Origin of the sequence: Thermoactinospora rubra, assembly GCF_002093975.1 — a bacterium.
GTDB classification, from domain to species: Bacteria; Actinomycetota; Actinomycetes; order Streptosporangiales; family Streptosporangiaceae; genus Nonomuraea; species Nonomuraea rubra_A.
Genome location: NZ_MSZZ01000045.1, coordinates 18,913 through 33,503, shown reverse-complemented (window position 1 = coordinate 33,503; position 14,591 = coordinate 18,913). Strand labels below are relative to the sequence as shown.

Annotated in this window: 7 protein-coding genes and 2 pseudogenes; 5 read left to right on the top strand and 4 right to left on the bottom strand. The window is 73.9% G+C overall.

Annotated features, from left to right (window positions below; genetic code table 11):
* Nucleotides 1-23 precede the first annotated feature (23 nt).
* On the bottom strand, nucleotides 24-785 hold the full coding sequence (locus tag BSB02_RS30255; protein ID WP_158088767.1) for a thioesterase II family protein: 762 nt from the start codon (nucleotides 783-785) through the stop codon (nucleotides 24-26).
* A gap of 16 nt (nucleotides 786-801) precedes the next feature.
* On the opposite strand from BSB02_RS30255, the pseudogene BSB02_RS43895 reads away from it, so the two are divergent.
* The 3 genes and pseudogenes from BSB02_RS43895 to BSB02_RS43885 form a co-directional block, all read left to right on the top strand.
* A pseudogene (locus tag BSB02_RS43895) lies at nucleotides 802-2,157 on the top strand (condensation domain-containing protein); the annotation flags it as partial.
* A 54-nt stretch (nucleotides 2,158-2,211) separates the two neighbouring features.
* A pseudogene (locus tag BSB02_RS43890) lies at nucleotides 2,212-3,474 on the top strand (amino acid adenylation domain-containing protein); the annotation flags it as partial.
* Complete coding sequence (locus BSB02_RS43885) at nucleotides 3,451-4,035, top strand: phosphopantetheine-binding protein (protein WP_476756188.1); 585 nt, start codon at nucleotides 3,451-3,453, stop codon at nucleotides 4,033-4,035. The pseudogene BSB02_RS43890 and the gene BSB02_RS43885, both read left to right, overlap by 24 nt.
* 3 nt (nucleotides 4,036-4,038) lie before the next feature.
* Here BSB02_RS43885 and BSB02_RS30245 read toward each other — a convergent pair whose 3' ends face one another.
* Together BSB02_RS30245 and BSB02_RS30240 are read right to left on the bottom strand one after the other, a co-directional pair.
* Nucleotides 4,039-4,692 (bottom strand): class I SAM-dependent methyltransferase, encoded by a 654-nt coding sequence (locus BSB02_RS30245; RefSeq protein WP_206184970.1) that lies wholly within the window; start codon nucleotides 4,690-4,692, stop codon nucleotides 4,039-4,041.
* 9 nt (nucleotides 4,693-4,701) lie between these two features.
* On the bottom strand, nucleotides 4,702-5,868 hold the full coding sequence (locus tag BSB02_RS30240; protein WP_084964072.1) for an NAD(P)/FAD-dependent oxidoreductase: 1,167 nt from the start codon (nucleotides 5,866-5,868) through the stop codon (nucleotides 4,702-4,704).
* A gap of 141 nt (nucleotides 5,869-6,009) precedes the next feature.
* Between BSB02_RS30240 and BSB02_RS30235 the strand changes: the two genes are divergently transcribed.
* Complete coding sequence (locus BSB02_RS30235; protein ID WP_158088765.1) at nucleotides 6,010-9,984, top strand: non-ribosomal peptide synthetase; 3,975 nt, start codon at nucleotides 6,010-6,012, stop codon at nucleotides 9,982-9,984.
* Nucleotides 9,981-13,220 (top strand): non-ribosomal peptide synthetase, encoded by a 3,240-nt coding sequence (locus BSB02_RS30230; protein ID WP_084964068.1) that lies wholly within the window; start codon nucleotides 9,981-9,983, stop codon nucleotides 13,218-13,220. Before BSB02_RS30235 ends, BSB02_RS30230 begins: the two co-directional genes overlap by 4 nt.
* Here BSB02_RS30230 and BSB02_RS30225 read toward each other — a convergent pair.
* Nucleotides 13,208-14,551 carry a serine hydroxymethyltransferase gene (locus BSB02_RS30225; RefSeq protein ID WP_084964066.1) on the bottom strand — a complete coding sequence of 448 codons (1,344 nt, stop codon included), beginning with the start codon at nucleotides 14,549-14,551 and terminating at the stop codon, nucleotides 13,208-13,210. The two genes, BSB02_RS30230 and BSB02_RS30225, sit on opposite strands and share 13 nt — an antisense overlap.
* Nucleotides 14,552-14,591: the final 40 nt, after the last annotated feature.

Here is a 14,591-nt window from a genome sequence, read left to right as displayed (position 1 = left end):
TGGTGCCTCCTCGCGCGGACAGGTCATGGCCGGTGAGTGTGCGGCGCGGCGGTTTGCGGCGGGTTATGCGTGCCCGCGAGAAGGGAGGACAGGTGGCCGAGCATGTCGTCGCGGCCGTCCTCCAGGAAGAAGTGGCCGCCGGGGAAGTCCCTGACGACACACGGGCCGGACGTCAGCTCCGCCCAGGCCGCGCACTGTGCACGGGTCACCTCCGGGTCGTCGCTGCCGCGGTAGGCCGCCACCGGGCAGCTCAGCCTGGGCCCCGGCCGGTACCGGTAGGTCTCGGCCACCGCCAGGTCGGCCCGGATGGTCGGCAGGAACAGCCGCAGCAGGTCCGGCGTGGCCAGCAGGTCCTGCGGCGTGGCGCCGTACTCGCGCAGCCGCTGGATCAGCTGCCGCTCCGGCAGTTTGTGCAGCTCGCCCGGCACGGCCACGTGCGGCGCGGCGTGCCCGGAGACCACCAGCCAGACCGGCTCCGGCAGGCCCCGCCCGACGAGCGCGCGCACCAGCTCGTAGGCCAGCAGGGCGCCCATGCTGTGCCCGAACACCGCGTACGGCCGCCTGGTCAGCGGCACCACGCACGGCGTCAGCTCGGCCACCATCGTGCGCAGGTCCCTGATGGGCGGTTGCAGCAGGCGGCTCTCCCGGCCGGGCGGCCGGACGGCCCAGAGGTTCAGCTCCGCCGGCAGCCGGGCCGGCCAGTCGTGGAAGGCGGCCACGCCACCCCCGGCGTAGGGCAGGCAGACGACGTTCGTCCTCCCACCGCGTGCGGGCGTCAGGTTCACGAGCCACTCCGTATCCATGACCCCAGTTCAGGCAGGGGGGATTAAGCCCCGGTTACGCCGTAACCTGCGCCTAACCGCCGGTCCTGAGCATCGGCTCATGACGAGATATGACCCGTTTCCGCTGACGGACATCCAGCAGGCGTACTGGATCGGCCGTGGGGACGCCGTGGAGCTGGGCGGCGTCGGCTGCCACGGCTACTGGGAGTGGGAGAGCGGCGACCTGGACGTGGCGCGGTTCCGGCGGGCCTGGCAACGCGTCGTCGACCGCCACGACTCGCTGCGCACCGTCATCCTCCCCGACGCGACGCAGCGGGTCGTGCAGGACCCGCCGCCCTACGAGATCCCGCTGCTCGACCTGCGCGGGCTCGACCGCGAGGCGGCCGAGACGCGGGCGCTGCAGGTGCGGGAGGAACTGGCGCACCGCGTGCCGCCCGCCGACGCCTACCCGCTGTGGGACGTACGGCTCACGCTCCTGCCGGGCGGGCGCACCCGCATCCACTTCGGGCTGGACCTGCTCATCGCGGACGCGTGGAGCTACTTCCAGGTGCTCGTCCCCGACCTGGTCGCCTTCTACGAGGACCCGGACGCCGACCCGCCCGCCCCCGGGCTGACCTTCCGCGACTACGTGCTGGAGGTGGCCCGCGCGCAGGAGTCCGATCCGCGCTACCTGAAGGCCCGCGACTACTGGCTCGCCCGGCTGGACGACCTGCCGCCCGCGCCCGACCTGCCCCAGGCCAGGCGCAGGCCCGACGGCCCGGTGCGCTTCACCCGGCGCGAGCACCGCGTGGCCGCCAACCGCTGGACCGACCTGAAGAAGCGGGCGACCGCGGCCTCGCTCACCCCGACCGGGCTGCTGGTGGCCGTGTTCGCCGAGGTCCTGCGCACGTGGAGCGCCTCCGACCGGTTCACCGTCAACCTGCCGCTGTTCAACCGGCTGCCTCTGCACCCCGACATCGACCAGGTGATCGGCGACTTCACCACCACCTCGCTGCTGGCCGTCACCAAGACCGACGGCGTCTTCGAGGAGCGGGCCAAGGCCATCCAGCGCCAGATGTGGCACGACCTGGAGCACCGCCACTTCAACGGCGTGCGCGTGATGCGCGAGCTGGCCGCCAGGAGCGGATCGGTCTCGCGTGCCGCCTTCCCCATCGTGGTGACGAGCCTGCTGGGACAGCCGCCCCGGCACCTGCACACCGCCCTGGGCGAGTCGGTGTACACCAGTACCCAGACCCCGCAGGTCACGCTGGACTTCCAGATCTCCGAGGCGGCCGGCGAGCTGCGGATGAGCTGGGACTCCATCGACGAGGCGTTCCCGCCCGACCTGGTCGCCGACATGTTTTCCGCCTACGTGGGCCTGCTCGACCGCCTGGCCGACGACGCCGACGCCTGGCGCGCGCCGCGGTTCGACCTGGTGCCCGAGCACCAGATGGCGGTACGGCGGGCCGTCAACTCCACGGCCGCGCCCGTCCCCGACAAGCTCCTGCACGAGGCCGTCGCCGAGCACGCCGCGACCCGCCCGGGGCACACCGCGATCGTCGACCACACGGCCCGGCTCGACTACGCCGAGTTCTCCCGCCGCGTCAACCAGATCGGGCGGCGGCTGCGGGAGCTGGGCGCCCGGCCCAACACGCTGGTGGCCATCGTCGCGGAGAAGGGCTGGCAGCAGGTGGTGGCCGCGCACGGCGTGCTCGCCTCCGGCGCCGCCTACCTGCCCGTCGACCCGGCCGTCCCCGCCGAGCGGCTGCGCCGTCTCCTGGCCCACGGCGAGGTCGCCATCGCGCTGACCACCGCCGCCCAGGCCGGCCTGGCCTGGCCCGACGGCGTGCGCACGCTCCGCGTGGAGTCGGACTTCGACGAGGTGGACCCGGCTCCGCTGGAGCCCGTCCAGCGGCCCACCGACCTGGCCTACGTCATCTACACCTCGGGTTCGACCGGCGAGCCCAAGGGCGTGATGGTGGACCATCGCGGCGCGATGAACACCATCGCCGACATCAACGGCCGTTTCGGCATCGGCCCGGCAGACCGCTGCATCGCGGTGTCCGGCCTGCACTTCGACCTGTCGGTCTACGACGTGTTCGGCATGGTGGCCGCGGGCGGCACCGTCGTCGTGCCCCGCCCGTCGGAGCATCCCGACCCCGCCCACTGGGCCGAGCTGGTCGCCGGGGAGGGCGTCACGTTCTGGAACTCGGTGCCCGCGCTGATGGAGATGGTGGTCAACCTGGGAGCGCCGCTCGACCCCCTGCGCACCGTGATCCTGGCCGGCGACTTCATCCCGGTGGACCTGCCCGACCGGCTGCGCGCCCTGGCCCCGCACACCCGCGTCGTCGCCTCCGGCGGCCCCACCGAGACCTGCGTCTGGTCCGTCATCAATCCGCTGGGCGAGGTGGACACCACCCTGCCCAGCATCCCGTACGGCAAGCCGATGGCCAACCAGCGCTACCACGTCCTCGACGAGCGGCTGGCCCATCGCCCCACCTGGGTGCCCGGCGAGATCCACATCGCCAGCGAGGTGGGCCTCGCGCGGGGGTACTGGCGTAACCCGGAGCTGACCGCGGCCAAGTTCTTCCCGCTGCCGGGCGAGGAGGAGCGCGTCTACGCCTCCGGCGACCTGGGCCGCTACCTGCCCGACGGCTCGATCGAGATCCTCGGCCGCACCGACTTCCAGGTGAAGATCAACGGCCACCGGATCGAGCTGGGCGAGATCGAGGCGGCGCTGGCGAGCCACCCGGCGGTGGAGCGCGCGGTGGCGGTGGTCGCCGAACCCAAGAGGCTCGTCGCGCACGCCGTGGCGCGGAAGGTCACGGCCGAGGAGCTGCACGCCCACGTGGCCGCCCTCCTGCCCGCACCGATGGTGCCGGAGGTCGTCAAGGTGCGCGACAGCCTGCCGCTCACCGGCAACGGCAAGGTGGACCGCCTGGCGCTGTCGCGGGAGCCCGTCGAACGCGAGCAGGAGGTCACTCCCCCGCAGGGGCCGGTGGAGGAGACGGTCGCGGCGGTCTGGTGCGAGCTGCTGGGCCTGCCCGAGGTCGGGCGGCAGGAGCACTTCTTCAGGCTGGGCGGCGACTCGCTGGCCGCCACGAAGATCGCCGCCCGCCTGAGCGAGATGTTCGGCGTGGAGGTGCCGCTCCGGCTGGTGCTGACCGAGCCGACCATCGCGGGCTTCACCGCCGCGCTGCTGGCCGACCCGGACAGGAACGAGCGCGTCACCGCGGTGTGCGTCGCGCTGACCGAGCTGGTGGCGGCCGAGTGAGCGCTACACGTCGATCTCGAAGAAGGCCATCGCGCCCTTGACCTGCAGCCGGTGCTTGGCGAAGCGTCGCGACAGCTCGGCGTCCAGCGCCTCCAGCGTGTCGTCGGCGTTGCGGAAGGACCCCGCCGCGTTGTACTGCCGCATCATCCAGTGGCCGAACCGCGACAGGTCCACGCCCTTGCCGAGCACCGTGCTGCCGAAGATCCGCCCGCCCGGCTCGACGTACGGCAGGACGTTCTCCAGCGCCACGACCTTCTGCTCCATGGTGCCCGGCAGGCAGTGCAGGACGTTCATCACGGCAGCCGACTCAAAGCGCCGCTCCCCCAGGTCCAGCGGGTGCAGCGCGTCGCGGACGAACGAGACCGGGCGGTAGCGGGCGATCCGGCGGGTGACGGTGGCCAGCACCAGCTCGTTGAGGTCCACCAGGGTGATCGACGGCTTGGCCACGGGGAAGCGGCACTTGTCCAGGAAGTAGCCCGAGCCGGGCCCCACGTCCAGGTGCGTGCCCCGGATGTTGCGGTTGTAGAAGGCCAGCATGTAGCGGCGCGGGCAGCGCCAGGCGAGCGGGCACACCATGCCCAGCGCGATCGGGTCATAGATCGCCAGCACGGGGCGGGTGTACATGTCGGCGTCGCCGTGCAGTTCGGTCTCGGTCATGGCTTCCTCCTAAAGGGCGGGCTCCAGATCGGTGAGCAGGTCGGCGGGATCGAGCAGCCCGGCCGTGGCCGCGAAGTAGCGTTCGGTGAGCGACGGCGAGTGCTGGATCAGGCGCAGCATCCGTAGCCGCTCCTCCGCCACGTCCAGCCGGGCGACCGACAGGGTGGAGCGGTAGTTGGTCATGAGCAGGCCGTCGCGACGCGCCCGGTAGGCGGTCAGGGCGGCGTCCAGCCCCGGCGCCTGCGCCAGGCACGCGGCCAGCAGGTCGGCCTGGAGGAACGCGTCGGTGATGCCGCGGGCGGTCAGCGAGTCCTTGTGGTGCCCGGCGTCGCCGACGAGCACCCAGCCGGGGCCGCTCGCGGTGCGCAGAAAGTTGCGCTGGTCGCCGGTGCCGTAGAGGCGCTCGGTCTGCACCGCGTCGCGCAGCCTCTCGTAGAGGGCGGGCGCGGTGCCCCTGACGTTGGCCAGATAGGCGGTGACGGCCTCGCCCCTGATCCGGTCGAACTCACGTTGCCGGAAGTACGCGGCGACCAGCACCTGGCCGTCGTTGGTCGGGATGGCGCCCACCCACTGGCCCTCGCGCTGGTACTGCTCGAACCCGGCGCTGACCCCCTCCCAGTAGGTGTAGTAGGCGCAGGTGAGCCGCTCGTGGACGGCGTACTCGGCGGCGCCGGCGAGGCGGGCCACCGTCGAGCGCATGCCGTCGGCCCCCACCACCAGCGCGGCCCGCTCGCTCACCGCCTTGCCCGCCGTGTCGCGGTAGCGCACACCCGCCACCCGGTCGCCGTCCCACAGCAGGCCGTGAACCGTGCAGCCGTGCCGTACGGTGGCTCCGGCCTCGGCGGCGGCGTCGGACAGGATCGCGTCCAGCAGGTGGCGCCGCGGCGCGTAGGCGGCGCGGTCGCCGTCCACCTGCGGCCCCGGCCCCTCGATGCGCACGTCGGCGACGGTGTAGGTCTGCCTTCTCAGCGGCGGACAGCCGGTGGCGGTGACGGCGTCGAGCACCCCCCACCGGGCGAGCAGGGCCACGCCGGGCTGGTGGATGTAGAGCGTCGAGAGCTTGTCGGTGCCCCTGCGGGCCCGCTCCAGCACCAGCACGCGGTACCCGGCCCTGGCCAGGAGCAGCGCCGTGCTCGCTCCCGCGCAGCGCGCTCCCACCACGATGACGTCGTACATCGGACCCCCGCACGGTCGCTTGGCTTGAGCCTGCACCGTCCGCCATGGCGGTTAGCGGAGGGTTATGCGTAACCACCGGATCACTCCCCCTTCCTACGGTCACCGCGTCAACCGTCTGAAGCGAGGTGTGGCATGTCGGAAGTGACCGACCGTATCGGTGCGCTGTCGCCGCAGCGTCGGGAGCTGCTCGCGGCCCTGCGGCGGGCGCGGCGCGGACCCGTCCCCCGGGGAGGGAACGGACCGGCGCCGTTGTCGTACGCGCAGCGGCGGTTGTGGTTCGTCCACCAGATGGACGCCGGGACGGTCGCCTACAACGTGCCCGTCGTGCACCGGATCGGCGGGCCCCTGGACCTGGACGCGTTGCGCGAGTCGCTGCGGCTGCTCATCGACAGGCACGCCGTCCTGCGGACCGTCTACCCGGAGCGGGACGGCGAGCCGGTGCAGGTGGTCGGCCCGGTGCCGGAGCCGGTCCTGCGCCTGGCCGCGGTGGACGACCGCCCCGAGCCCGAGCGCGAGCGCGCCGCCATGGACCTGGTCATGGCGAGCCTGCGGCAGCCGTTCGACCTGGTCGACGGCCCCGTCATGCGGGCCACCGCGGTACGGCTGGGCCCCCAGGACCACCTGCTGGCGCTCGACATCCACCACATCGCCTGCGACCAGTGGTCCATGGGCGTGTTCATGCGGGAGCTGGCCGAGTGCTACACGGCGCTGAGCCAGGGCCGCGAGCCGCGGCTCCCCGCGTTGCCGGTCACCTACATCGACTACGCGCTGTGGCAGCGGGAGCGGCTGGCCGGCGGCGACCTGGCCGAGGGGCTGCGCTTCTGGGATGAACGGCTGCGCGGTCTGCCCGAGATCGACGTGCCCGGCGACCGGCTGCGGCCCGCCACGGCCTCCAACCAGGGCGCCGAGACCGTCACGTGGCTGCCCCAGGAGGCGGTGGCCGCGACGCGGGCGCTGTGCGCGGCCGAGGGCGCCTCGCCGTTCATGGTGCTGCTCGCGGGGTTCGTGGCGCTGCTGTCGCGCTACACCGGCGAGCACGACATCGCGGTCGGCACCACGGCGCTGGGACGCGAGAGCGACGCGGTGGCGGGCCTGGTCGGCTTCTTCATCAACACCCTGGTGATCCGCGCCGACGTCTCGGGCGACCCGTCGTTCGCCGAGCTGCTCGGCCGGGTCAGGGAGGCCGTGCTGAGCGCCGACGCGCACGCCGACACGCCCTTCGACCTGATCGTGGAGCGGCTGCGGCCGGTGCGCGACCCGAGCAGGCCGCCGCTGGTCTCGATCATGTTCCAGCAGGACAACACGCCCGACGGCGTCCTGCGCCTGCCCGGCCTGGACGTCCGCATGATCGACGACCTGGACACCGGGACGAGCAAGTACGACCTGCTGGTCAGCGTCAGGACCTACGACCACGGCGTGCGGGTGCACGTGCAGTACGACACAGCCCTGTTCGACGAGGACACGGTGCGCAGGATGCTGGACTGCTACCGCGTGCTGCTGCTGGACGCGCTGCGCGACCCAGGCACGCCGGTCAGCCGCCTGGACCTGCTGCCGCCCGCCGAGCTCGACCGGATCACCCGCGAGTGGAACGACACCGCCGCGGCTCTGCCGTACCGGCAGTGCCTCCACCACCTTCTGGAGCGGCAAGCCGACGAACGGCCGGACGCCACGGCGGTGGTCGCGGGCGGCGAGCGGTACAGCTTCCGCGACCTGGACCGGGCGGCCAACCGCCTGGCGCACCGTCTGGCGGCGCTCGGGGTGGGACCCGGCACGCTCGTCGCGCTGCACCTGCCGCGGACCATCGGCTACCTGGTGGCGGTCCTCGGCGTGCTGAAGGCGGGCGGCGCGTTCGTGCCCATCGATCCGGCCTACCCACGCTCCCGGATCGAGTTCGTGCTGGACGACGCCGACACGCCGGTGCTGGTGACGACCGCCGAGCTGGCCGAGCGGCTGCCCGCCACCCGGGCCGCCGTCGTCGTGCTGGGCGAGGACGGCATGGCGGCGGACGGCGACGACACCCGCCCGGACAGCGGCGTGACGCCCGAGGACGTGTGCTACGTGATCTACACCTCGGGCTCCACCGGAACGCCGAAGGGCGTGGTGCTGCGGCACCGCGGCGTCGTCAACAACCTGCTGGACCTCAACACCAGGTTCGGCGTCGGCCCCGGCGACAGCGTGCTCGCGCTGTCCTCGACGAGCTTCGACATGTCGGTGTACGAGCTGCTCGGCGTGCCCGGCGCGGGCGGCACGGTGATCCTGCCCGACCCCGAGCTGGCCCGCGACCCCGCGCACTGGGCCGAGCTGATCGACGAGCACGGCGTCACCGTCTGGAACTCCGCGCCCGCCCTGCTGGACCTGCTGCTCGACCACGCGGAGCAGAGCATCGACACCAGCGTGGCGACGCTGCGGCTGGCGCTGCTCGGCGGCGACTGGGTGCCCGTGCGCGCCCCGGACAGGCTGCGGGCGCTCGCCCCCGGCCTGCGGTTCGTCAACCTGGGCGGCGCGACCGAGGCGTCCATCCACTCGATCGTCTACGAGGTCGGCGAGGTCGACCCCGCCTGGACCGCCCTGCCGTACGGCAGGCCGATGGCCAACCAGGAGGCCTACATCCTGGACGACAACCGGCAGGTGCTGCCCGTCGGCGTGCCGGGCGAGCTCTACCTCGGCGGTGTCGGGGTCGGCAAGGGCTACTTCGGCCGGCCCGACCTGACCGCGGAGAAGTTCGTGACCTGGCGCAACAAGATCATTTACCGCACGGGCGACCTGGCCAGGTGGCGTCCCGACGGCGTGATCGAACTGATCGGGCGCAGGGACTTCATGCTGAAGGTCAACGGGCTGCGCGTCGAAGCGGGCGAGGTCGAGACGGCGCTGCGCGCCCACCCCGACGTCGCCGACGCGGTGGTCATGGCACGCACCGACGCGGCGGGCGACCGGCAACTGGCCGCCTACCTGCTGGCCGAGACCGCCGTGGACGTGGAGGACGTGCGCCGCCACCTGGCCGAGCGGCTGCCCGCCTACATGGTGCCCGCGGTCTTCACGGTGCTGCCGGAGTTCCCGCTCAGCCCCAACGGCAAGGTGGACCGCGCCCGGCTGGCCCGGCACGAGTCGGCTGAACGGCAGGCCGCGGTCACGGACCCGCCGGTGGGGCCGCTGGAGGTACGGGTGGCCGACGCCTGGCGGCAGGTGCTCGGCCGCACCGAGATCAACCGGGGTGACGACTTCTTCGCGCTGGGCGGGGACTCGTTCAAGGCGGTGCGGGTGGCCCGGCTCATCGATCCCGGGCTGCCGGTGATCGCCGTCTTCCGCCACCCGACCGTGGCGGCACTCGCCGCCCACCTGGCGACCAGGTCCGAGGAGGGCGAGGGCGACATGCTGCACCGCCTCACGCCCGAGCGCGACCAGGTCGAGGTCAACCTCATCTGCGTGCCGTACGGCGGGGGCAACGCCGTGGCCTACCAGCCGCTCGCCGACGCGCTGCCGGAACGGTTCGCCCTGTGGTCGGTGGACCTGCCGGGGCACGACCTGGCCGACCCCCGGCCGCTGGCGCCCATCACCGAGGTCGCGGCCCGCTGCGCCGAGGAGATCCGCGACCGCGTCGCCGGACCCGTCGCCCTCTACGGGCAGTGCGCGGGCACGGCGGCGACCCTGCTGCTGGCGCGCCGCCTGGAGGATCTGGGCGTCCCCGTGCTGGCCACGTTCATGGGCGCGGCGCTGCCCGATCCCGACCCCGAGGCGTCCATGAAGATGCTGACCGAGCGGTCGCAGGACGACCTGCTCGCGCACATGCGGCGGCTGGGCGGCTTCGACGGCGCGCTCGCCGACGACGACATCGCGGGCATCCTGCGCGTGGTCCGCCACGACCTGACCGAGATGCTCCAGGTCTACCTGGCCGAGCGCGACGGCCCGCCGCCCAAGCTGTCCGGCCCCATCCACTGCCTGGTGGGCTCGGCCGACCCGGCGACCGAGGGGTACGAGACGCGCTACCTCGACTGGGCCAGGTACGGCGCGGCGGCCACGCTGTCGGTGATCGAGGGCGGCGGCCACTACTTCTGCAAGCACCAGCCCGATGCCGTCGCCGGCATCGTCGCCGAGCGCCTGGCGGGTGAGCTGTCGTGAGCGGCGACCTGGTCAAGCGGTGGGCGGCGCTCTCGCCCGAGCGGCGGGCGGCCCTGCTCGAACGGGCCAGGGGCGCCGTGCCCGCGTGGGGTCCCGCCGGGCTCGTGCCGCGGCCCCGCCCCGGCGGCCGGTCGCCCGCCTCCTACGCCCAGGGCCAGCAGTGGTTCCTCGACAAGCTGGCCGCGGGCGAGGCCGCCTACCTGGTGCCGTTCGCGTTGCGGCTGCGCGGCCCGCTCGACGTGGCGCGCCTGCGCGCCGGGCTCGACGCCGTCGTGGCCAGGCACGAGGTGCTCCGCAGCCACCTGGAGGCGGCCGACGACGGCGAGCTGTGGCAGGTCACCGCGCCCGAGCTGCGGATACCGCTCCCGATCGAGCAGGTGCCCGGCGAGGCCGCTGCCTACGCCCGGGCCGCCGAGCTGGCCGCGGAGCGGTTCGACCTGTCACGCGGCCCGCTGGTGCGCACGGCTCTGCTCCGGCTGGACGAGCACGACCACGTGCTGGTGTGGATCGCGCACCACGCGGTGGCGGACGGCTTCTCGGTCGACGTGCTGCTCAAGGAGCTGCGGGCGGCGCTGGACCCGGCAGCGGGGCCGCCGCCCCCGCTGCCCGTGCAGTACGCCGACTTCGCCGCCTGGCAGCGCGAGCGCCTGACGCCGGAACGGCTGGAGACGCTGGTGGCGTTCTGGCGCGACCGGCTCGGCGACGCCCCGCCCTGCGCGGTGGCCCCCGACCGGCCCAGGCCCGCCGTCCAGACCTTCCGCGGCGACACGGTGACCTTCGACCTGCCGCCTCTGGGCGAGCTGGCCCGCGCCCGCGGAACGACCGTCTTCGCCGTGCTGCTGGCGGCCCTGCACGTCGCCCTCGCCCGCTACAGCGGCGAGCCGGACGCCGTGCTCGGCGTCGTGCTGAGCGGGCGCCTGCGGGCGGAGGTCGAGCCGCTCATCGGGCCGTTCGCCACCACCGTGCCGCTCCGCCTGGACGCCTCCGGCGATCCGCCCTTCCGCGAGCTGCTCGACCGCGTGTCGCGGGAGCTGCACGACGGCCTGGACCACCAGGAGGTGCCCTTCGACCATCTGGTACGCGGGCTCGGCCGGGCACGCGACGCCGACCGGAACCCCCTCTACCAGGTGCTGTTCAGCATGGAGGCGGTCGGCGGCGGCCCGGTGGAGCTGGCGCCCGGCCTGACGGCCGAGGTGTCCGGCGTGGCCAACGGCACCGCGTGGCTCGACCTCCACTTCGCCGTACGGCAGTCGGGCGACACCCTGGCCTGCCGCCTGACCTACAACACCGACCTGTACGACAGGGGCACCGCCGAACAGCTGGCCGGGGCGTTCCAGGCGGCCGCCCGCTTCTTCGCCGCCTCCCCCGACCGGCCCGTCGGCGACTTCTCGCCCCTGGAGGAGGCGGAACGGGCCCGCGTCATGGCGGCCTGGGACCGCCCGGCCGGGCCGCGCCTGCCGTACCGGGGGGTGCTGGACCTCGTCGGCGAGGTGGTCGCGGCCGAGCCCGACCGGGTCGCGGTGGTCCACGGCGACCGCGGCCTCACCTACCGGGAGCTGGAGGAGTGGTCGAACCAGGTGGCGCATGCCGTACTGGAGGCCGGCGGCGGGCCGGGCACGGTGGTCGGCCTGGCCGTGGACCGCACCCACGCCCTGGTGCCCGCGCTGCTGGGCGTCATCAAGTCCGGCTCCGCCTACCTCCCGCTCGACCCCTCCTATCCGGCGTCGCGCGTGGAGTTCATGCTGGCCGACAGCGGAGCCGGGCTGGTGCTCGGGGAAGGGGGCCTCCAGCCGGACGGTCCGGAGGTGCGCGCGGCCTCCCGCGAGCCGGTGGCGCGGCGGCCCGCCCTGGAGGACCCCGCCTACGTGATCTACACCTCGGGCTCGACCGGCACGCCCAAGGGCGTGCGGGTGGGGCACCGCGCGCTGGGCAACTTCCTGGCCGGCATGGCCGAGCTGGGCCTCATGCGGCGGGAGGACTCGGTCGTCGCGCTGACGGCGCTGACCTTCGACATCGCCGCCGACGAGCTGCTGCTGCCGCTCACCGTCGGAGCCCGCGTGGTCGTGGCCGACCGCGCCACGGCCAGGGACGGCGTACGGCTCCGCGCGCTCCTGGAGGAGCAGGGAGTCACCGTGCTTCACGGCACGCCCGCCACCTTCCGCATGCTCATCGACGCGGGCTGGACCGGCGGGAACGTGCGCAGGGCGCTGTGCGGCGGCGAGGCGATGACCGCGCGGCTCGCGAGCGAGTTGTGCGAGCGGGTTCCCGAGGTGTGGAACCTCTACGGCCCCACGGAGGCGACGGTGTGGTCCCTGGCGCACCGCGTCAGCCCGGGCGGGACGCCGCCCATCGGCACACCGCTGCCGAACACGACCGCCTACGTGCTGGACGAGCGCATGCGGCCGGTGCCCCCCGGCGTCCTGGGCGAGCTCTACCTGGGCGGGGCGGGGCTGGCCGACGGCTACGTCAACCGGCCGGAGCTGACGGCCGAGCGCTTCGTCACCGGCCCGCTGGGGCGGCGGCTCTACCGCACCGGCGACGTGGCCTCCTACGGAGCCGACGGCGTGTTCCGCTTCCACGGCCGGCGCGACCACCAGGTCAAGCTGCGCGGGTTCCGGGTGGAGCTGGGCGAGGTGGAGGCGGCGCTCACCGCCCACCCCGACGTCACCGACGCGGTCGCCATGGTGGACGAGCGCGGCGAGGGCGACGCCAGGCTGGTCGCGTTCGTCCGCGCGGCCCCGGGTACGGCCGAGCGCGACCTGCTCGCCGCGGCCGCCGCGGCGCTGCCCGGCCACATGGTGCCGTCGCGGATCCGGGTCGTGCCGGAGTTCCCGCTCACCACCAGCGGCAAGGTGGACCGCCGGGCGCTGCTGGCGGCCATGGATCCGCAGGGCGACGAACCCGGGCCCGAACCTCCGGCGACGCCCACGGAGCGGTGGCTGGCCCACTGCTGGGAGCGCCTGCTGGGCGGGCGTCCCGTGGGCCGCGCGGACAACTTCTTCCTCGTGGGCGGCCACTCCCTGCTCGCCACCAGGATCCTCGCCGCGATCCGCGAGGAGTACGGCGTCGACTTGCCGATGGAAGACTTCTTCGCCGCCCCGACGGTGGAGGCGCTGGCCCGGCGCGTCGACGAGCTGGCCGCCGGGGAGGACGACCTGCTGCGCCGGGTGGAGCAGATGTCCGACGAGGAGGTCGCCCGCGCCCTGGCGGCCATGAACGGCGGTCAGCCCGCGTAGGCGGAGATCGGGAAGGCCGCGCACAGGTCGGCCACCTCGGCGCTGACCTGTGCGCGGACGCCCGGGTCCACCTCGAACCCGGTGCCCGGCAGCGCCTTGGTGGCTTTGAGGACCCGGCACACCAGGTCCGCGCAGCGGTGCATGTCCTCGGGAGTGAGGCCCCGCTGGGCCAGGATGTTGGTGCCGAGCCGCAGCCCGCTCGTCACGCGGGCGGGCAGCCGGTCACCGGGCACGCGGTTGCGGTTGGCCAGGATGCCGCAGCTCTCGAGCGCCTGCTCGGCGGCGGCACCGGTGAGGCCGTGCCCGCTCAGGTCCAGCAGCACCATGTGGGTGTCGGTGCCGCCGGTCACCACCCGGTGGCCGTTGCCGGCCAGGGCGTCCGCCAGCGCGGCGGCGTCGGCGGCGATCCGGCGGGCCAGCGCGGCGAACTCCGGCCTGGCCACCAGGTCCAGCGCGCGCGCCTTGGCCGCCACGCCCGCCGGGTTGAGCGTGCCCTGGCTGCGGGGGAAGACCGCGCGCTGCATCAGCTTCACCAGGTCTTGCCTGGACTCGCTGTCGCGGCCCATCAGGATGAGGCCGCCGCGCGGGCCGCCGAGCTGCTTGTAGGTGCTGGTGGTGGTGATGTGGGCGTGGTCGATCGGGCTGGGGTGCACGCCCCCGGCCACCAGCCCGGCGATGTGCGAGATGTCGGCCAGCAGGTAGGCGCCCGCCTCGTCGGCGATCGCGCGGAAGGCGGCGTAGTCCAGCGTGCGGGGATACGCGCTCGCCCCCGCGATGAGCACCTTCGGCCGGTGGCGGAGGGCCAGGTCGCGGACCTGGTCGTAGTCGATGAGCCCGCCGGGCCCGACCCCGTACGCCACGGGCGTGAAGTAGCGGCCGACCACCGAGGCCGGCGAGCCGTGCGTGAGATGCCCGCCCGCGTCCAGGTCCAGCCCCAGCACCGGGTCGCCGGGCCGCAGCAGGGCGAAGAGCACGGCCAGGTTCGCCGAGGAGCAGGAGTGCGGCTGGACGTTGGCGTAGCGGGCGCGGAAGGCGGCCTTGGCCCGGTCGACCGCCAGCGACTCGACCTCGTCCAGCCAGGCGCAGCCGGGATGGTAGCGGTCACCCGGATACCCTTCCGCCGTCACGTTCGACAGCGCCGCCGCCCCGCAGGCCAGCACCGACGGGTCGGCGAGGCTGGCGTGGGCGACCATGGCCAGCGTGTCGTTCTGGTAGCGCACCTCGGCGTCCAGCAGGGCGTAGAGCACCGGATCGGTCTCCGGCAGGGCGCGGGCCGCGCGGGCGGTGAGCTCACTCTGGCTCAGCGCGGCGGCCTTGGGCGCTGCTTTCATCGTGCCTCCAGGCAGGCGTCCGGCAATGGTGCCGCCAAGC